Annotated in this window: 15 protein-coding genes; 5 read left to right on the top strand and 10 right to left on the bottom strand. The window is 67.1% G+C overall.

Annotated features, from left to right (window positions below):
• Positions 1-46 precede the first annotated feature (46 nt).
• The 4 genes from H0A72_RS00420 to rfbD all read right to left on the bottom strand — a co-directional run bounded on the left by H0A72_RS00420 (position 47) and on the right by rfbD (position 4911).
• Positions 47-2434 (bottom strand): autotransporter domain-containing protein, encoded by a 2388-nt coding sequence (locus H0A72_RS00420; RefSeq protein WP_180152803.1) that lies wholly within the window; start codon positions 2432-2434, stop codon positions 47-49.
• Between the two features lie 154 nt (positions 2435-2588).
• Entirely contained in the window at positions 2589-3134 is a 546-nt protein-coding gene (gene rfbC / locus H0A72_RS00415; RefSeq protein ID WP_180152801.1) for a dTDP-4-dehydrorhamnose 3,5-epimerase, read from the bottom strand.
• Positions 3131-4015 carry a glucose-1-phosphate thymidylyltransferase RfbA gene (gene rfbA, locus H0A72_RS00410; RefSeq protein ID WP_180152799.1) on the bottom strand — a complete coding sequence of 295 codons (885 nt, stop codon included), beginning with the start codon at positions 4013-4015 and terminating at the stop codon, positions 3131-3133. The genes rfbC and rfbA overlap by 4 nt, the downstream gene beginning before the upstream one ends.
• The gene (gene rfbD / locus H0A72_RS00405; protein ID WP_180152797.1) at positions 4012-4911 is read right to left on the bottom strand and encodes a dTDP-4-dehydrorhamnose reductase; all 900 of its coding nucleotides are present in this window, start codon (positions 4909-4911) and stop codon (positions 4012-4014) included. Before rfbD ends, rfbA begins: the two co-directional genes overlap by 4 nt.
• Positions 4912-4986: 75 nt before the next feature.
• Here rfbD and H0A72_RS00400 point away from each other — a divergent pair, with 75 nt between their 5' ends.
• From H0A72_RS00400 to H0A72_RS00380, 5 genes are all read left to right on the top strand, one after another.
• Positions 4987-5919 carry a glycosyltransferase family 2 protein gene (locus H0A72_RS00400; RefSeq protein ID WP_180152795.1) on the top strand — a complete coding sequence of 311 codons (933 nt, stop codon included), beginning with the start codon at positions 4987-4989 and terminating at the stop codon, positions 5917-5919.
• A gap of 23 nt (positions 5920-5942) precedes the next feature.
• On the top strand, positions 5943-7325 hold the full coding sequence (locus tag H0A72_RS00395; protein WP_180152793.1) for an undecaprenyl-phosphate glucose phosphotransferase: 1383 nt from the start codon (positions 5943-5945) through the stop codon (positions 7323-7325).
• Positions 7312-8307, top strand: coding sequence for a glycosyltransferase family 2 protein (locus tag H0A72_RS00390; RefSeq protein ID WP_180152791.1), 996 nt, complete (start codon positions 7312-7314; stop codon positions 8305-8307). Before H0A72_RS00395 ends, H0A72_RS00390 begins: the two co-directional genes overlap by 14 nt.
• A 59-nt stretch (positions 8308-8366) precedes the next feature.
• Positions 8367-9914: a TolC family outer membrane protein gene (locus H0A72_RS00385; RefSeq protein ID WP_180152789.1), complete on the top strand. Its 1548-nt coding sequence runs from the start codon at positions 8367-8369 to the stop codon at positions 9912-9914.
• Positions 9915-9998: 84 nt separating this feature from the next.
• Complete coding sequence (locus H0A72_RS00380; protein ID WP_180152787.1) at positions 9999-11099, top strand: acyltransferase family protein; 1101 nt, start codon at positions 9999-10001, stop codon at positions 11097-11099.
• A gap of 3 nt (positions 11100-11102) precedes the next feature.
• On the opposite strand, the gene H0A72_RS00375 is transcribed toward H0A72_RS00380, so the two are convergent.
• Genes H0A72_RS00375 through H0A72_RS00350 form a run of 6 tightly spaced genes read right to left on the bottom strand, consistent with a single transcriptional unit; the run spans position 11103 to position 18259 of the window.
• Positions 11103-12278, bottom strand: a complete 1176-nt coding sequence (locus H0A72_RS00375; RefSeq protein WP_180152785.1) for a glycosyl transferase — start codon at positions 12276-12278, stop codon at positions 11103-11105.
• A gap of 22 nt (positions 12279-12300) precedes the next feature.
• Complete coding sequence (locus H0A72_RS00370) at positions 12301-13161, bottom strand: glycosyltransferase family 2 protein (RefSeq protein ID WP_180152783.1); 861 nt, start codon at positions 13159-13161, stop codon at positions 12301-12303.
• Between the two features lie 46 nt (positions 13162-13207).
• Positions 13208-15184 carry a glycosyltransferase gene (locus tag H0A72_RS00365; protein WP_180152781.1) on the bottom strand — a complete coding sequence of 659 codons (1977 nt, stop codon included), beginning with the start codon at positions 15182-15184 and terminating at the stop codon, positions 13208-13210.
• Entirely contained in the window at positions 15181-16101 is a 921-nt protein-coding gene (locus H0A72_RS00360) for a class I SAM-dependent methyltransferase (RefSeq protein WP_180152779.1), read from the bottom strand. The genes H0A72_RS00365 and H0A72_RS00360 overlap by 4 nt, the downstream gene beginning before the upstream one ends.
• Before the next feature lie 18 nt (positions 16102-16119).
• Positions 16120-17454: an ABC transporter ATP-binding protein gene (locus H0A72_RS00355; protein ID WP_180152777.1), complete on the bottom strand. Its 1335-nt coding sequence runs from the start codon at positions 17452-17454 to the stop codon at positions 16120-16122.
• Positions 17444-18259, bottom strand: a complete 816-nt coding sequence (locus H0A72_RS00350) for an ABC transporter permease (RefSeq protein WP_246437090.1) — start codon at positions 18257-18259, stop codon at positions 17444-17446. Before H0A72_RS00350 ends, H0A72_RS00355 begins: the two co-directional genes overlap by 11 nt.
• Between the last annotated feature and the right edge of the window lie 76 nt (positions 18260-18335).

Raw genomic sequence — 18335 nt, 5'->3', positions numbered from 1 at the left:
TCTGGCCGCACCCACAATCGCGTAGAGCCTCTTCACCAACCCTTCCTTAAAACACCCACGCCACCGCAACCCGCAACCCATGATCCTTCTGCCGCCGCGCGTACTGCCCGGCATAGCCGACGCTCAGCCGCAGATCACGCCCCAAATCGCCCTCCAGGCCCAGCTTCAACGACCATGCCTGGCGCGCAATGGCCTGCCCTTCGGAGGCGAACACGCGCCTGCGGGTGCCGTCCCTGAAATACTGTTGCGAGCGCGCGTGCGTGTCGCCGCCGGCGTGGCGCCATGCCAGCTCGCCTTGCAGGCGCATTGCGCCCTTCGGGCCTTGCAAGGCATAGTCGGCTTGCACGCCCAGGGTGGTAAACACGACGGAACGCCGGTCGCGCAGCATGGTCAGTGCGGCCGCGCCGCCGCGCTCGTCGTAGCCGTGCAGGCTGTCGCGCACCCAGGCCGCGCGTATGAACGGGGTCAGTCCCTTCAGCGCCGGATGCCGGTGCAGCTTCGCCAGCCGCCGCAGCGGCGCCGCCAGTTCCGTGAAAACCTGCAAGGTATACCCGTGGCCCACGCCGGCCAGCGCATAATGCATGCCGCCCGCCGACACCGACCGCGATGCCTGGACGCGGTTCCAGGTCTTGGCCACGCCCACGGCAAGGTCCGTGACCGTCAGTTCCTTCAGCAGGGCGATGCCGGCGTGGACGCCGTCGATGCGCGCATGGGCCGTGGCGGGATGGCGCCGCCAATCCCCGCGCTGGGCGCCCAGGAAGACGGTCGCCCGCCAGTGGGCGGCCAGGTTGCGCGTCGACCCCAGCGCCATCCCGTGCAGGTCGCGCCAGTCGGCGGGCGTGCCGTGTGCCGCGCCGCGCCATCCGTTGGAATGCCAGCCTTGCAGCCAATGGCCCTCGCCCCGGCCCAGATGGCGCAGCGCCGCTTCGCGGATGTGGCGGCTGTCCTCCAGCATGCCGGACCGCAGCGACGCATGCCAACTGCCGGACAATTGGCGCAAGGCCGTTTTCGCCTCGGGCGCGGTCATGACGAGGATTTCGTCATGCAGTATGGCCTCGGGCTCGCTGTCCACAACGATGACCACAGGGTCATCCACAGGAATATCCACATCCGTCTCCGTCGCGTCCGGCGGGGCCGCGGGCGCCACCGGCTCGATCGGCGGCAAGGGCTCCACCGGCCGCACCGGCGTCACCGGTTTCACCGGGTCGATCACAACCGCCACTTCGTCCTCGGTTTCGGTGTCGCCCACCTCGTCCAGCCGGGTGTCGTTGCGCACCAGGGTCAGGAAAGCGCGGGTATCGTCGTCGCTATAGCTCAGCTCCGGGTCCAGGAAGGCCAGATTGCTGCCGGCGGACTCGAAACGCGTGCCCTCGAAGCCGCCCAGGGCATGCACGACGGTATATCGGGTGCTGGGCCGCCAGTCGCCTTCACCGGCCAGGGCCGACAGCCGGCCGTCCAGCAAGGCCTTGCCCACCACCATGACCTGGTCGGAGCCGCCGTCGGGCAGGACCTTGACCGCCAGTTCCGCGCCGGGCAGCAGGTGCAGCCGGCCCGCCACCGCCAGGGTGCCGATCGCACCGGGGCGGCCCGATGCCGCCGGCGCGCCGGGAGCCAGGGTGGCGCCGCCCTGCACCGTGGTGGCGCCCATGGAGCCGCCGCCTTCCAGGCGCGCGCCGCTGCGCACGGTGACGGGGCCGTTGATCATCATCAGGTTGCGCAGCGTGCCGGCCTCCACGTCCAGGCCCGCCGCCGCGTGCGCGGAGCCCGCCAGCACCAGGGTGCCCGACCCTTGCTTGACCAGGGGCAGGGGGCCGACGATGGCGCCGGCCTGGGTCGCCACCCCTTGCGGCACGTGCAGCAGCGCCGCCTGCGGAGCCGGGTCGTCCGGCGCTTGCCCGGGATCGAGCTGTATGCTTTTGCTCAGCACCGTGCCGGCGGCATAGCTGAGCGTGGTGCCCGGGCGCATCCACAAAGACGAGAGCCCGCCGCCCAGCGCGTTGTGGCCCTGTATCTGCAGCCGCCCGGCCATCAGCCGGGTATGGCCCAGGTAGTTGTTGTCGGCGGAAAGCGCCAGCGTGCCGGCGCCGGTTTTCACCAGCCGGCCTTCCGAGCCGTCCAGGCTGGACACGGTGCCGGCCAGTTCCAGCCGGGCGCCGCCGGCCACTTCGATGTGGGCGTCGCGGTCTATGGCGACGAGGCGCGCCGTGCTGAAGCTTGCGCCGACGCGCAAAGGCTCGCCCGAAAAGACAAGAGGCGCATCGGGTAAGCCCAATTGCGCCTCGTCGGTGATCCAGTTCAAGGGGTTGCCGGGTTCCGGCCCTGGTGGCGGGCCGGTATGCTGGCCCGCCAGCGCCCGCTGGCAGAAGACGCTGAACAGCAGGACGGCAACAAAGGAGAAGAACGACGGGAACAACAATGTGCAACGTGTCAACATAGTGCCTCCGTATAGGGAATTATGTCACTCAGTAGTTGTGACAAGCCGGAGTATCGTACAAGTTGACGAAATTAGATACTATCTTGCAGTAAGTTGAAGCGTTTTGTCGTGATCCGGGCGTTCGCCGTGGCGGCGGCCACCCCATGAAGGCCTGTCAGGCGAATACCTCCGCCTTGGCCAACGGCAGGCCTTGCGCGTCCTTGGCGGACAATATCGGCTCGCCGCGCATGGGCCAGTCTATGGCCAGGTCCGGGTCGTTCCAGGCGATGCAGCGCTCATGCGCGGGCGCGTAGTAGTCGGTGGTCTTGTACAGGAATTCGGCGTGCTCGCTGAGCACCACGAAGCCATGGCCGAAACCTTCGGGCACCCATAGCTGGCGCTTGTTTTCCGCGCTCAGCACCGCGCCCACCCATTTGCCGAAGGTGGGCGAACTCTTGCGCAAGTCCACCGCCACGTCGAAGACTTCGCCCGCCACCACGCGCACCAGCTTGCCCTGCGGCTGCTGGATCTGGTAATGCAGGCCGCGCAGCACATTGCGCGCGGAGCGCGAGTGGTTGTCCTGCACGAACCCCACCTTGCGGCCCACGGCCGCGTCGAACTGCGCCTGGTTGAAGCTTTCAAAGAAGAAGCCGCGGTCGTCGCCGAAAACCTTGGGCTCCAGCAGGATCACGTCGGGGATGTCGAGTCGTTGGGCGTTCATAGCACGTATTCGTTCAAGATGCGCAGCAGGTATTGGCCGTAGCCGTTCTTGGTCAGCGGCTGGGCCAGCCGTTCCAGTTGCGCCGCGTCTATCCATTTGCGGCGGAAGGCGATTTCCTCCGGACAGGCCACCTTCAGCCCCTGGCGGTTTTCCAGGGTGGCGATGAACTGCCCGGCTTCCAGCAGGGACTCGTGCGTGCCGGTGTCCAGCCAGGCGTAGCCGCGGCCCATGAGCTCCACGTTCAGCTGCCCTTGCTGCAGGTACAGGCGGTTCAGGTCGGTGATTTCCAGCTCCCCGCGCGGCGAGGGCTTCAGGCTGCGCGCCATGTCGACCACCTGCTGGTCATAGAAGTACAGCCCTGTGACGGCATAATTGGACTTGGGCCGCGCCGGCTTTTCTTCCAGCGAGATGACCTTGCCTTCGGTATCGAATTCGGCCACGCCGTAGCGCTCCGGGTCATGCACGTGGTAGGCGAACACCGACGCGCCTTCCGTGCGCTGCATGGCGCTGCCCAGCAGCTTGTGGAAATCGTGCCCATAATAGATATTGTCCCCCAGCACCAGGGCGGACAAATCATTCCCGACGAAGTCCGCGCCAATGATGAAGGCCTGCGCCAGGCCGTCCGGGCTTTCCTGCACGGCGTATTGCAGGTTCAGTCCCCACTGGCTGCCGTCGCCCAGCAGCTGTTGGAAGCGCGGCGTGTCCTGCGGGGTGGAAATGATCAGGACGTCGCGTATGCCGGCCAGCATCAGGGTGGACAGCGGGTAGTAGATCATGGGCTTGTCGTACACCGGCAGCAACTGCTTGCTGATGGACAGCGTTGCCGGGTGCAGCCTGGTGCCGGATCCACCGGCCAGGATAATGCCTTTGCGTTGTGTCATGTTTTGTCCAGGATTTCGGTTAAAAGGCGGGTCACGCCCACCCGCCAGTCGGGCAGGTGCAGGCCGAAAGCTTCCTGCAGCTTGCGCGTGTCCAGCCGCGAGTTCAATGGCCGCCGGGCCGCCGTCGGGAAGCCGCTGCTGTCCACCGGCAAGACGGCGCCGGGCGCGGTCTTGAGCTCCACGCCCGCGGCGCGGGCCTGTTCCAGCACGAAGGCGGCATACCCGTGCCACGAGGTTTCGCCGCCCGCCGCCAGGTGGTACAGGCCGGCCAGCGCCGGTTCCCGCACGGCGGCGCGCAGCGCGTGCGCGGTAACGTCGGCCAGCAGGTCAGCCCCGGTGGGCGCGCCCACCTGGTCGTCGATCACGGTCAGCGTATCGCGCTCCTGGCCCAGGCGCAGCATGGTCTTGGCGAAATTCCCGCCCCTGGCCGCGTACACCCAGCTGGTGCGAAAGATCAGGTGCCGGCAGCCCGAGTCCTGGATGGCGGCTTCGCCCTCCAGCTTGGTCTGGCCGTAGACGTTGATGGGCGCGGTCGGGCAGCTTTCCCGCCAGGGCGTGTCGCCGCCGCCGTTGAAGACGTAGTCGGTCGAATAGTGCACCAGCCAGGCCTTGCGTTCACTGGCCAGGCGGGCCAGCAGGGCGGGCGCCCGCGCATTCACGGCGCGGGCGATTTCGGGTTCGGCCTCGGCCTGGTCCACGGCTGTATAGGCGGCGGCATTGACGATGACGTCGGGCGCGATGCGCTCGACCGTATCGGCCAGGGCGTCGGGGCGCTGCAGGTCGCCGCAGAACTCCGTGCTGTGGCGGCACAGCGCCACCAGTTCGCCCAAAGGCGCCAGGCTGCGCTGCAGTTCCCAGCCCAGTTGCCCGTTCTTGCCGAATAACAATATCTTCATATCGTGGTGGTCTGTTGCGCCGCATTGGAAGGCCAATATTGTAACATTGGCATATCTGGTCTCTGTGAGCCTTCTATGACGCATGATACGCCGCGCGTCGCGGCGCTGGTCGTCGGGTATATGCCCGACATGCCGGTTTTGGACGCCTTGCTCGCCGGCCTGCCGGCCCAGGCGGATACGGTCGTCTTCGTCGACAACGGCGGCGCGGAAGGCATCCTCGGCCATGATCCCGATCAGCGCGCGCGCATCCACTACATAGCCATGGGCGGCAATGCGGGGCTGGGCGCGGCGCTGAACGCCGGCATGGAATTCGCGGCTAGCCAGGGCTGTACGCACGTGGCCACCTTCGATCAAGACAGCGAACTGCCGCCGGGGCTCATTCCGCGGCTGCTGCAGGCGCATCTGTCGCTGCGAGGCCAGGGCGTACGCTGCGCGGCCGTGGGGCCCCGCTTCTACGACAGGCGGGAAGGCACCGTCAAGAAATTCCCCATGTACCGCGAACAGGACGGGGCCATCAAGGTCATTGCCGCCGACGGCGCAGGCGCCGATTCCGCCGCCGGCCTGCAAGAGGTCGACGTGCTGATCACCTCGGGCATGCTGGTGAACCTGCGGGCCTGGCGGGAAGGCCTGCGCTACGACGAAGGCCTGTTCGTCGACTACACCGACACCGACTGGTGCTTTCGCGCGCGCGCCGCCGGCTACCGCCTGTTCGTCTGCCTGGACCAGGAAATGGGCCACGCGATGTCGGACGCGCCCCCCGTGCGGGTGTTCGGCGTCAACCTGCTGTGCTACCCGCCGCTGCGCCGCTACTACTACTTCCGCAACACCATCTACTTCATCCGCCAGCCCTATGTGTCGCCGGCCTGGCGCAAGCGCCTGGCTGCGGGCCTGCCGGTGCGTTTCCTCAGCAATGTGTTCATCGACCGGCACAAGCTGGCCGGCCTGAAAATGATGCTGCTGGGCCTGTGGCACGGCGTGCGCAAACGGCTGGGAGGCTACGGCGCCTGACCCGCGCAGGATACAATTCCAGCATGAAGCCTCAAATACATTACGTGCCGACCCTCGCGGAGCGCTACCCGGTGGCGTTCCTGGCCGGCGTGATGGATTTTTTGCTGATCGTGCTGGGCAGCTACGCCGCGCATTACCTGCGCTTCGGGTTCTGGTACATGTCCCAGCACTACCTGACCGCCACACTGGTCATTGCCGGCACCGTCGTCATGTGCCAGCTGCTGCTGGGCACCTATCTGTCCTGGCGTGGCCGCCATCTCATCCAGCAGCTCAACCGCATGTACACCGGCTGGCTGCTGGCGCTCGCCGTCATCGCCAGCCTGGCCGTCCTGCTCAAGGTGGCCGAGGACTATTCCCGCATCTGGCTGGGCGCATCGCTGGTCATTTCGCTGGCGCTGGTCACCAGCTTCCGGGTCTCGGTCTATGTGCTGCTGCGCAGCCTGCGGGCCAGGGGCAAGAACCTGAAGAAAGTGCTCGTCGTCGAATCCGGGGACGCGGCCATCATGCTGCGCGAGCGCGAGGCGGAGCTGCCCGAACAGGGCTACGACGTCGTCAAGGTCCTGCGCCTGGGCCGGGGCACGGAATGGGAACGGCATCTGGTCACCGAAGTGACTTCCTGCGGCGCCCATGAGTTGTGGCTGTGCCTGCCCCTGAACGAAGGCGAGGCCATCAAGAACGTGGTGCACGCGCTGCGCCACCAGACGGTGGACATCCGCTACCTGCCCGACCTGGGCGACCTGCCGCTGCTGAACCATCGCGTCAGCACCATCGCCGGCCTGTATACGCTGGACATCAGCCGCAGCCCCATGGAAGGCCCGGCGCGCCTGGTCAAGCGGCTGGAAGACCTGGTGCTGGGCAGCATCATTTCCGTCTTCGTGCTGCCGGTCTGCCTGTTCATCGCCATCGCCATCAAGCTGACCTCGCGCGGGCCGGTCATTTTCAAGCAATACCGCATGGGCATCAACGGTCGGCGCTTCAAGGTGTATAAATTCCGCTCCATGGAAGTCCACGAAGAAGCCACCGGCCAGGTCACCCAGGCGCACTACGGCGACCCGCGCATCACCCGCCTGGGCGCCTTCCTGCGGCGCACCAGCCTGGACGAACTGCCCCAGTTCTTCAACGTGCTGCAGGGGCGCATGTCCATCGTGGGGCCGCGCCCGCACGCCCTGGCCCACAACGAATACTACAAGGACATGGTCGAATCCTACATGCAGCGCCACAAGGTCAAGCCCGGCATCACGGGCTGGGCCCAGGTCAACGGCTATCGCGGCGAGACCGACACGCTGGAAAAAATGGTGCGGCGGGTGGAGCACGACCTTTGGTACATAGACAACTGGTCGCTGGGCCTGGACCTGAAGATCATCGCCATGACGATCTACAAGGGCTTCATCAATGGCCAGCCCTGAACACGTCGCCGAGGGGCCGCGCGCCGCGCGGGTCAGGCTCATCGTGCCCACGCGCAACGGCGGGGAAATCTGGAAATCCTGCGCCCGGGCCATCGCCGACGCGGTGGCCGCCGGCCGCGCCCGCGTCGACGTCCTGGTCATGGACTCCGCCTCGGCGGACGACACCGCCGGCGTGGCGGCCCGGCACGGGTTCGAGGTCCGTGGCGTCGACCCCGCCGCCTTCGACCACGGCGGCACGCGCAACCTGGCGGCCCGCATCGGGCCCGAGCCCGACATCCTGGTCTTCCTGACCCAGGACGCCGTGCTGGACACGCCGCACGCCCTGGACGGCCTGCTGCGGGCCTTCGACGACGACGGCGTGGCGGTCGCCTACGGACGCCAGCTGCCCCACCGGGACGCCAACCCGCTGGCCGCCCATGCGCGCACGTTCAATTACCCGGCGCGCTCCCACGTGGCGGGCGCCGCCGACCGCGACGTCTTGGGCATCAAGGCGGTGTTCGCGTCCAATTCCTTCGCCGCCTATCGCCATGCCGTCTTTCGCGAACTGGGCGGCTTCCCGGAAAAAAGCATCGTCAGCGAAGACATGTACTTCGCGGCGCGGGCCGCCCTGGCCGGCCACAAGATCGCCTACGTGGCCGACGCGGCGGTCCGCCATTCCCACAACTACGGCCCGCTGGAGGAATTCCGGCGCTATTTCGACATCGGCGTTTTCCAGCGCGACCAAGCCTGGATCCGGCAGGCCTTCGGCGGCGCGGGCGGCGAGGGTAAACGCTACATTCTGTCGGAATTGCGCTACCTGGCGCGCCACGCCCCGCTGTGGATACCCCGCGCCTGCCTGCACAACGCCTTGAAGATGGCCGGCTATGCGCTCGGCCAGCGCTACCCCGCGCTGCCGCTCGCCTGGCGCAGGCGATTCAGCATGCACCGGCGATATTGGGACGCCCCCGCCGCCCGCGCGCCGGGGCCGGAAGGGCCGGAGTAAAATGCCCGTTTGTCTTCAAATCGGCGCCCCTGGGTACATAGGCGGCGCATAAGGTATTCATGTCTTTTCCGGTCCGCTTCCCGCCCGCTTCGAACCGCCTGCCGCGCCTGGCGGCCGCCTTGCTGCTGGGCGGCGCATGCGCGCACGCGGCCTGGGCGCAAGGCGACAAGCAGCCTGAAAAACCGGCGCGGCCGGGCTGGAACCTGGAAACGCTGGAATCCCTGCGCGGCCAGGGCGCAGCGCCCGCCGGCGCGAGTCTGGCGCTGATGTCGCCCTCGGCCCGCGCCCCCGCCCTGGAAGGCGTGGTCGACCTGGCCCGGGCCTGGCGCCTGGCGCTGGAGCACGACCCCAGCTACCAGGCGGCGATCAGCGAACAGGCCGCCGCCGACACCGAACGCGCCCAGGGGCGGGCCGCGCTGCTGCCCCAGGTGCAGGCGGGCTATTCCCGCAGCCGCATCTCGGGCACCATAGAACAGCCGGGCTTCCTGGGCCAGCGCGTCAGTTCCGACGTGCGCTACGATTCCAGCAGCGCCTACGTGCAGCTGCAGCAGCCGCTGCTGAACTACAGCCGCTACGCGGACTACCAGCGCGGCCAGGCGCGCGCGGGCCAGGGGCTGGCGGCGTTCGCCGTCAAGCAGCAGGAAGCCGGCCTGCGCCTGGCCACCGCCTACCTGAACGTGCTGCTGGCCGGCGACCGCCTGGCCTTGCAGCGCGAACTGGAAAAATCCCTGGACGAACAGGCCCGCGCCCAGGAATCCCTGTACGTGCAAAACGAAGGCACGCGCACGGACGCCCAGGAGACCCGCGCCAGGCTGGCCCGCACCCGGGCCGACGTGATCGCCGCGCAAGACCAGCTGCGCACCGTCAACCGCGAACTGCAGGCCTTGCTGGGCGCGGCCCCGCTGCAATTGGCGCCGGCCAAGCCCGATTTCCCCCTGCCGCCCCTGGTGCCCGCCGACCTGGGCGTCTGGCTGGAGCGCGCCCGCGCGAACAACGCCGAGGTGAAGTCCGCCCGGGAAGCCGTCAAGGTGGCGGACACGGAAGTCAGCCGTGCCGCCAGCCGCTATTTTCCCAGCATGGACCTAGTGGCCAGCCTGAGCAAGGCCGAAAGCGAAAACCTGTCCACCCTCAGCCAGCGCACCAACACCTTCCTGGTCGGCATCAGCGTCAATATTCCCATTTTCACGGGCGGCTACAACACCGCCAACACCGCCCGCGCGCGGGCCGACCGCTCGCGCCTGGAACAGGAACTCCGCGCCGCCACCGAGCGCGCCCAGGCGGAGACCACGCGCCAGTACTCGGCCGTGCTGTCGGGCGAACAGCGCATCCGCGCGCTGGAAGCCGCGGCCGAATCCAGCCGCCTGAGCCTGGAAGCCGCCCGCAAAGGCTATGAATACGGCGTCGCCAGCAATGTGGACGTGCTGAAAGTGCAGGACAAGCTATTCCAGGCGCTCAGCGATTTGTCGCGCGCCCGGCTGGAATACATTCTGGCGCGCCTGAGCCTGGCCGCCGCCGTGGGCGACCTTCAAGCCGGCGAGTTCGATGCGGTCAGCCAGGTGTTCTTCACCGCGCCGGACCCGGCGCGCAGCCTGAGCACAGCCGGCTGATTTTCGCGTATAGTCAGCGCTTCGGCCCAGGCCCTGGGGGCCCATGAACGTTCAATAACGGACTGCAGCGGCAGTGGATGACGCATGAGAAGCAGCAACGCCTCTTCGTATTTGTCGCGCCTGGATCATCTGCGCTTCGTGGCGGCGGCGCTGGTGATCGTGTATCACTTCAGCATACGCCAGGTCGGCGCCATCGGCACCGCCAACCCGCTGCTTTCGCTGATCGACGAAGGCCATACCGGCGTTGCCCTGTTCATGGTCATGAGCGGCTTCATTTTCGCGGTCATCGCCTACGGCAAGGATATCGACTACGGCGCCTTCCTGCGCAACCGCTTCATACGCATCTACCCCTTGTATCTTTTCGCGCTGCTGCTGTCGGTATACATCGGCCGGCAGAACTACGGATTCATGGACGTGCTGGGCGCCCTGGCGCCCTTCCTGAACCTGCGCAACCCGCCGTCGGTGAACAGCTTCGACCAGCTGTGGACCATTGCCGTCGAATTCCAGTTCTACCTGATTTTTCCGTTCCTCTGCGCGTTCCACCAGCGGCGCGGGCTGTCCTACCTGCTGGGGCTGCTGGGCTTGCTGGTGCTTTGCCGCGCCCTGGTCTACGGCGTGTACGGCACCATCCAGGACTTGTCCTACTGGACCATATTCGGCCGCCTGGACCAATTCCTGATCGGCATGATGCTGGGGGCGGCCTATCGCACCCGGCCGGGCGTCTTGTCCCACCCGCTGTACCTGCTTGCGTTCATCGCCCTACTGCTGGGCGGCGTCCAGTGGTTCAACAATGTGGGCGGGTTCTACGGCGTCAGCTACCCCAGCCAGGCGGCGTACTGGGTGGTGCTGCCGACGCTGGAGGGCCTGCTGTGGGGCGGCATCGTGCTCGCCTACGTGAATTGCCGCATCCGCGTGCCGCGCATCATGGACCAGGCGCTGGCATGGCTGGGGCAGATCAGCTTTTCTTTGTACGTCATGCACAACCTGGTGATCTTCTTCCTGCTGAAGCACGTGGGCGCCGTGCCTTTCCGGGCTGGCCATGACGTCTTCAACACCGTCATGACCGGCGCCCTGGTCGCGCTGCCGCTGACGATAGGGCTGGCCAGCCTCACCTATTACCTGATCGAAGCGCCGTTCCTGGAATACCGCGTAAGGTACGTGAGGCAGCAGGCCCCGACCCCCTGAGCCCTACAGCAAGCGCTTGATCTTGGCCTTCAGCTCCGGCGACAGGTTGCGGTTCAGCCAGAGCATCAGCCGCGGGTTGCGCTTGACCCGGTTCGCAATCTTGCCCAGGGCCGTGGGCGGGTGCTCGACGGCGGCCGGCTGTTGCGCCGCCACCGTCTCCTGGTTGCGGTGCAGCCATTGCTGGAAGGCGTTATCGGAATACGGCGTGGGAAAGCGCTTGGGCAGATCGGCCTCGTTCCGGTAGGTGAAGCGCCATTCCCGCTCGATCTTCTGCCCGTCCGCAAAAAAATCGTACACGCCGGGGCGCCGGCCCAGGCGCTCCTGCCCGTGGCGCAGCTGCTCCGACACATACCAGTCGCTCATCGAATGCAGCAGCGCGTCGTCGGCCGCATGCTTGCGCAGCATCAGCTCGTGGGTGCCGATGTCGAAGCCCGAGAAATGGAAGAAGCGCAGCGGCAGGTTGCCGTTCACCATGATGTTGCCGTCGGCGTCCTTGCTGAGGCTGCGGTAATAGAGGTTCCAGGTCGCCATGTTGTAGCCTGGGTGGCGCAGCACCAGCAAGGTCGGGAAGAAGCAGGGCGCCAGGTCCACCCAGCGCTGGTCGGTGAACAGGCCCTTGGGCGATTCGTCGTAGCACCAGTCCAGGCAGCGCGCCGCCCACCAGTCCAGGAACTTGACGCCCTCGCCATGATTCGCCAGGGCCAGGAACCCCAGGTTGAAGACCCCGTGGCGCAGGCAGCCCAGCATTTCGCCGTCCAGCAGATCGTCCTCGTCCTGGGCGGGGTTGCTGACGTGCGGGGTGAGAATGACCGGGTGCTGCGGCAGGGCGTCGTAGATCTCGTCCAAAGGCGAGTAGGCCACCGTGTCGGGGTCCATGTACAGCACGTTTTCGGCGCCGTAGCGCTCGAATATCTTCTTGAACGCCCAGGGCTTCACGGCCGTGCACAGCTCCACCACCGTGTGCTTGAAGATCCAGGCCTCGACCGACGGCACCGGCAGGCCGAGCTGGTCTATGGTCAGCACGTCGTCGAAGGCGGAATAATCGACGTCGTCGCGCTTGGCGTCCGACAGCATGCAGGTGACGTGCGCTTCCTTACCATAGACGCGCCGCAGCGACTCGGCCAGGGTGATGGCTTTGGGAATATAGGCGTTGTTGATAGAGGTAAAGAAGTATTTCATGTCGGTCGTCGTTTAGTGGGGGTCATCGGAACAGCCGCCGGTGCAGCTTGCGGGCAAGGCGGCCAAGGCCGGCGCGGTCTATGGCCGCCACGATGCGGCGCCGCACCGACATGCGCCAATGGCCCCAGGGGTCTTCCTTGAGCAAGGCGAGTTCCTTGCGCAAGGCATGCACCTCAGCCTGCAGCTTGATGTTCTGTTCTTTCAGGATCACGGGGTCGGTCGTGCTCCATTGCGAAGACATTTCCTTCAGGTGGGACTGGTAGTAAATGTCTTCCTCGGTGGGCTTGCCGGTGTCCGCATACCACGGCAGGTGCCGCGCCGTCATGGGCGCCGCGGTGCGCAGCGAGCGCCACCAGCGCGGATCCTTGGGCCCGATGCCCGGGCGGTAATAGGCAAACGTGGTGTCCACCGCCGCTTCGTACAGGGCGCCGTTTTCCAGCGCGTGTTCCCAGAACGGCGCTTCCCATTCCAGCACCTGGGCCTTCAGCGAATAGTGGTCAGGCAGGTCGTCTATGCGCAGCGACAGCCCCGCCTTGGTGAAGTTCGGGTAGCGCTCCAGCACCGCCGCCAGGCGCGCCACCACGTCGTCGGGGCATTGCTCGTCCGGCAGCACGTCGCAATCGCTCAGCACGAAATTCCGGCGGTCGATCACGTCCTTGAACTTGCCCGATTCCCACAGCACCAGGTGGCCGTAGTTCTTGTCCATGCGGTGCACGTGGTGCGGGCTGGCGTCCAGCCAGGCCAGCAGCGGCGGATAGGTCGACGCGTTGTCGATGATGTGGATGTTGGTGTAGCCGGCGCCCTCCAGCCAGCCGACCAGCTTGCGCAGGGCGTCCAGCCGGTTGTAGGCGATCAGGAATACGGGTGTATGGAAATAGTTCATAAAGAAAGGGCGCGCGGCGCAGCCCGCGATCTGCCCGGATTGTACTTTAGGGCTCCAAGTCGTCCAAACCGGCCAGATAGCCGCCGTCCTTGGCCGCCAGGCCGCCGAACACGCGTTCGCAGCCATGTTCCAGCGTGCTTTCCACGTCGCCGGCCCGCGCCGGGTCGAAGTCGTCCTGCGTCATGCCGGCCTCCAGCAAGGGCGCCAGCGCCCGGCCGCGTATCCAGAACATGGTCCCGCCGAAGAAGCGTATGCCTTGCGTCACGCTCAGGCGCGCGCACAGGCGGCGATAGCCTTCAGGATCGGCGTCGGGCGCCTCGCAGATGAAGCGCGCCGCGCCCGCCATGGCCAGCGCCGGGTCGTCGTGGAAGGCCCGGTAGATGCGCAGCACCCGTTCGCGGCTGCCCGCGATGGGCCGGATCAGCCGGCGCCGCCAGTCGTCGCCGTCGCGGATGTCGGCGCCGAACAGGCCGCGGACCGCCGCCAGGTAGCTGGGCTGGTTGCGGCTCTTCTTGCCGTGCAGCTTCAGCACCAGGTCGTACTGGTCCAGCCTGTGCCGGTTCAGCGCATCGATGAAGGGGCCGATGTCCTTGCCCTGGTTGGGCGTCTGCCAGACCACGGCTTGCGGAATGCGCGCCCGCACGCGCGCCTGTATGGTGTCGGCGGGCTGGGTGGTCGTCACGAACACGTCCGGCGCGCCCGGCAGCGCGGCGACCGCGTCCAGCAGCTCGTCCAGCAGTTCCGTGTAGTGGCTGTGCACGTGCACAGCCACCCGCGGCGGCGCCGATTCCAGCGGCGCGGGCAGCGCCACGCGCCGGTAGGGCGGGCGCGCGGTTCCGGTTGTGGCGGGCGCCGGGGCGGGGGCGCTGTCGGGGGCCGCAGCGGACGCCGCCGCCGGAATGTCGGGCGCAACCGGAACCGCGGGCGCGCCTCGCCTGCGTTCGCGCAGCCAGCGCAGGGGGGCCGTCAGCTTCCGCCCCAGCTTGTAGCTGCGCGACGCATACACCAGCGCCAGCTCGTGCTGCAGGGCGTTGCGCGCTTCCCGCGTCCGGCTCAGCTCCTCCCGGGTCTGGCCCAGCTCCGTCAGCGTCCGGCCCAGGTCTTCGTGCGCCTTGTCGTGCGCGTCGCGGGTCGCCGCCCAGCCTTCATGGGCTTTGTGCAGTTCGGCTTCCCAGTGCGTGTCGCGGGCCGAGGCCACGGCCGCCACCTGCTGGCGGCGGATCAGCTTGTAATGACGCCGCAGGCCGGCCAGCGCGGTGCCCGGCACCCGGTAGCCCTGCTTGATCGCCCGATAGAGCAGGTGGTTGGCCTCGATGGCGGACACGGGCAGCCCGCCCGTGATCGTATTGCTGCCGTGCAGGCGGTAGTCCCAGAGCTCCAGGTCGTCGCGCCATGCGAACCGGTCCGGGGCGCGCAGATAGGCGCGCAGGGCATAGTCCCAGTCCATGTTGTAGCGCAGGGGCCGGATGGGGCCCAGCGCCTGGAATAGCTCGCGCCGGAAAAAGAAGTTGGACGTGGAAACCGTGAAGTTGCGTTCCAGCAGGGTCGCCCACAGGCCGTTCGCATGGGCGCCCGCCCGCATGCGCTGATATTCCTGCAGCCACACGTTCTCGGTGATGGGCTGCGAATCATCGTCGATCAGCCGCAGGCCGGTGGCGATGAAATCCAGCCCCGCGCCGGCCTCGGCCAGGTCCACCAGCGTTGCCAGGCGGTCCGGGTGGTAGCGGTCGTCGGAATTCAGGATGGCCAGGAACTCCCCGCGACAGGCGCGCAGCCCGGCGTTGATGGCGGCGTGCGCGCCCTGGTTCTCCTGGCGGAAGGGGCGCAGGCGGCCGTCGCGTTCCGCGAACTCCTGGATCAGCGCCCAGGACCCGTCGCGCGAGCCGTCGTCGACGACGACCAGCTCCAGGTCCACGCCGCGCTGGCCCAGCACGCTGCCCATGGTCTCGGCCAGATAGCGCTCGTGGTTGTAGGAAGGGATGACCACGCTCACGCGCGGCGCATTGGAAGGGGCTGTCGTCATGGGCGGGATTTTAGTTTTCTGGCCAGATAGCGCAAGGGCGCGGTCAGCTTCCAGCTTTGCGAGGCCTGCATGGCCGCCAGCGCCTGGCGGCTGCCGTCCAGCTCCGCCCGCAAGGCTTCCAGCGCGGCGGCCGATTCGGCCGCCCCGCGCAATGCCTGCGCCCAGGCCTCCAGCCATTCGGCCTGGCGGGCCCGCATGCCGGCCGTCGGGTCGGCATCTTCCGGCACAGCGCCGGATGCCGCCCGCGCGCACACGATCACCTGGTAGGCGCGGCCCATGGGGTTTTGCGCCAGGGCGTCGCGCACCTCGGGAGGAAGCTGGTCCCAATAGGCGCTGAATTCAGGGTGCCAGGGCCCCGTGTCCACCGTCTCCAGGTGGTCCACCGCAAAGCCGGCCTCGCCCAGCAGGCGGCACAAGGTGGATGCCGTGAAGAAATGGATGTGGGTGCGGTCCAGCAGGCCGGTCTCGCGGTAGGTGAAGTCCCCCAGCAGCAAGGCCGCCAGCACGCCGCCATGCGCGATGTTGGGCACGGAGACGATGAGCCGCCCTTCGGGCGCCAGCAGGCCGCGCAGCTGCCTGGCGCAGCCCAGAGGGTCGCGCAGGTGCTCCAGCACGTCGGCCGCGACGATGCGGTCGAAGCCGCCTTGCTGGAAGCCGCCGGCCCAGCCGGGCTGGTCCAGGTCGGCTTGCTCCACCCGCACGCAGAAGCGCCTTGCGCTTTCCGCCGCGGGCCCTTCGAATTCGATGCCCGTCACGCGGCAGCCGTAGTGGCCGCTCATGACCGCCGACATGGCGCCGGCCGCGCAGCCCAGTTCCAGCACCGCATGGCCGCTGCCCACCAGGCGGCATACGCGGGCCGCCGTGCTGTCGCCGGAAGGGTCGAACTGATAGTCGTAGCGCGACGCCGGTTCGCTCATGCCGGGCTCCTGTGGGCGTTACGCCGCTTCGGGGCTCGATGCGTCCAGCCGGACGTCGAGCATGGGTATGCCCACCAGCCCCGTGGCGGCGGCGCTGCTGTGCGAGCGGAACAGCACCGCGTCGTGTATCCAGTGGTGCTGCACGTGGTCCGCCTGCGTGCCGTCGGCAACCGCCACGGCGATCGAATAATCGCCCACCGGCAGCAAGGGCATGGGAAAGCGGAAGCGCGCCGTCAGCACGCCGCCCGCTTCCACGGGCTGGGGCTGGTCCGAGTAGGTCAGATAAGTATTGTCGCCGAACAGCGTCTGCCCCAGGCGGTCCTTCACGTAGAAGCCGATGATGGGGCGGTCCAGCCGCTGCTCGGCCTGCACCGTGACCGTCAGCGTGGTGACTTCCCCGCCCACCACCCAGGCCATGCGGTTCCCCTCGGCGTCCGCCAGGTGCACGTCGGTGATGGCGGCGCGGCCCTGCCCGAAGCCCGCCTTGTCGGGGTCGAAGCGGAAGATCTCCAGGTCGTTGCGCAAAGGGCTGGCGTTGATGAAGTCGCGCCGCTGGTCCACCCACTGCTCGGGCTTGGCGCGCACGGCGTCGGACTTGCGCACGGCGCCATTGCCGTTTTTGCTTTCAAAAAGCGATGCCAGGTAGGCCTCGCACACACCCTTGGCCTCGCCCTGTTCGACGATCTGCCCTTCGCGCAGCCAGATGGCCCGCTGGCAAAGATTGGTCACCGCCGCGCTGTCATGGCTAACGAACAGTATGGTTCCCGTTTCGCGGAACTTGCGCAAATAGCGCATGCACTTCTGCGTGAACAGCGCGTCGCCCACCGCCAGGGCCTCGTCGATGATCAGGATGTCGGCGTCTACGTGTGCGATCACCGCGAACGCCAGGCGCACGTACATGCCCGAAGAATAGGTCTTGACCGGCTGGTCCACGAAATCGCCGATTTCCGCAAAAGCGAAGATATCGTCCAGCCGCTGGTCGATCTGCTTGCGGGTCAGCCCCAGTATCGTCGCGTTCAAGTATACGTTTTCGCGGCCGGTGAACTCGGGGTTGAACCCCGCGCCCAGCTCCAGCAGGGCGGCCACCCGGCCATGGACCGTGATCCGCCCCTGCGTGGGGGTCAGCGTGCCGCAGATCAACTGCAGCAGGGTGGACTTGCCCGAGCCATTGCGCCCGATGATGCCCACCGTCTCACCGCGGTTCACGTGGAAGCTGATGTCGGACAGCGCGTGGAATTCCCGGAAGTATTGGCGCCGCGGAAAGAAGCGCTGCAGCAGGCGGTCCTGCGGCCGCTTGTACAGGCGGAAGGTCTTGCCGACCTGCTCGACCGAGATGGCGATTTCAGAGGACATCGGCGAACCCCTTCTTCATGACCTGGAAGGAACGGTAGCCGAAAAAAGCCACGACGAGCGCCGCCACCATATATATAGAGAGCGATAAAAGATCGGGAGCCTTGCCGTCCAGCAGCACCGCCCGGCCCTGCTCGATGATGATGGTCAGCGGATTGAGCTGGAAAATGGTCTGGAACTTCGCCGGCAGGGCGGAAGCCGGATAGAACACCGGCGACAGGAACATCAGTATCATGGTCAGCAGCCCGGTCAACTGGGCGATGTCGCGCAGGTACACCCCCAGCCCGGCCAGGAACCAGCCCACGCCCGCCAGCATGACCACATAGGGCGCCACCACCACCGGCAGCCAGAAGGCGGTCGCGTGCAGGTGGCGGTGCACCGCAAAATAGAACACCAGCAGCACGGCCAGGCTGATCAGGAAATGGAACACCGCGGACAGCAGGTTCACCACCGGCAATGTTTCCAGAGGAAACACCACCCGCTTCACATAGCTGACGTTGCCCACCATCAGCCCGGGGGACCGGTTCAGGCATTCCGCCGCCAGCCCGTGGATGATCAGCCCCACGAACAGCTGAAGGGCGTAATCCAACGGGCTGGACGACTCCTGCGACCAGCGCGCCTGGAATATGCCGCTGAACACGGCGGTATAGACCGACAGCATCAATATAGGAGTCAGCAGCGACCACACCAGGCCGCCGGCGGACCCTCGGTAGCGGCCGAGCACTTCGCGCCAGGTCATGGTGGCGATCAGGTGCCGGTGGCGCCATAGGGCGACGGGCAGGGATGACTGCGTCAGGGGATTTGCCATTCAGAGGGAGCCAACCACGGGAAAAGATCCTCTATTATAGAGGGGACCCGCTGAGCCCATTTCGCAGCGCAGATGG

It is taken from the genome of Parapusillimonas granuli (genome assembly GCF_013416525.1).
Classification (GTDB): domain Bacteria; phylum Pseudomonadota; class Gammaproteobacteria; order Burkholderiales; family Burkholderiaceae_B; genus Parapusillimonas; species Parapusillimonas granuli.
The sequence above is the reverse complement of the archived record's forward strand: the minus strand, read 5'-3'. Positions and strand labels throughout refer to the sequence as shown.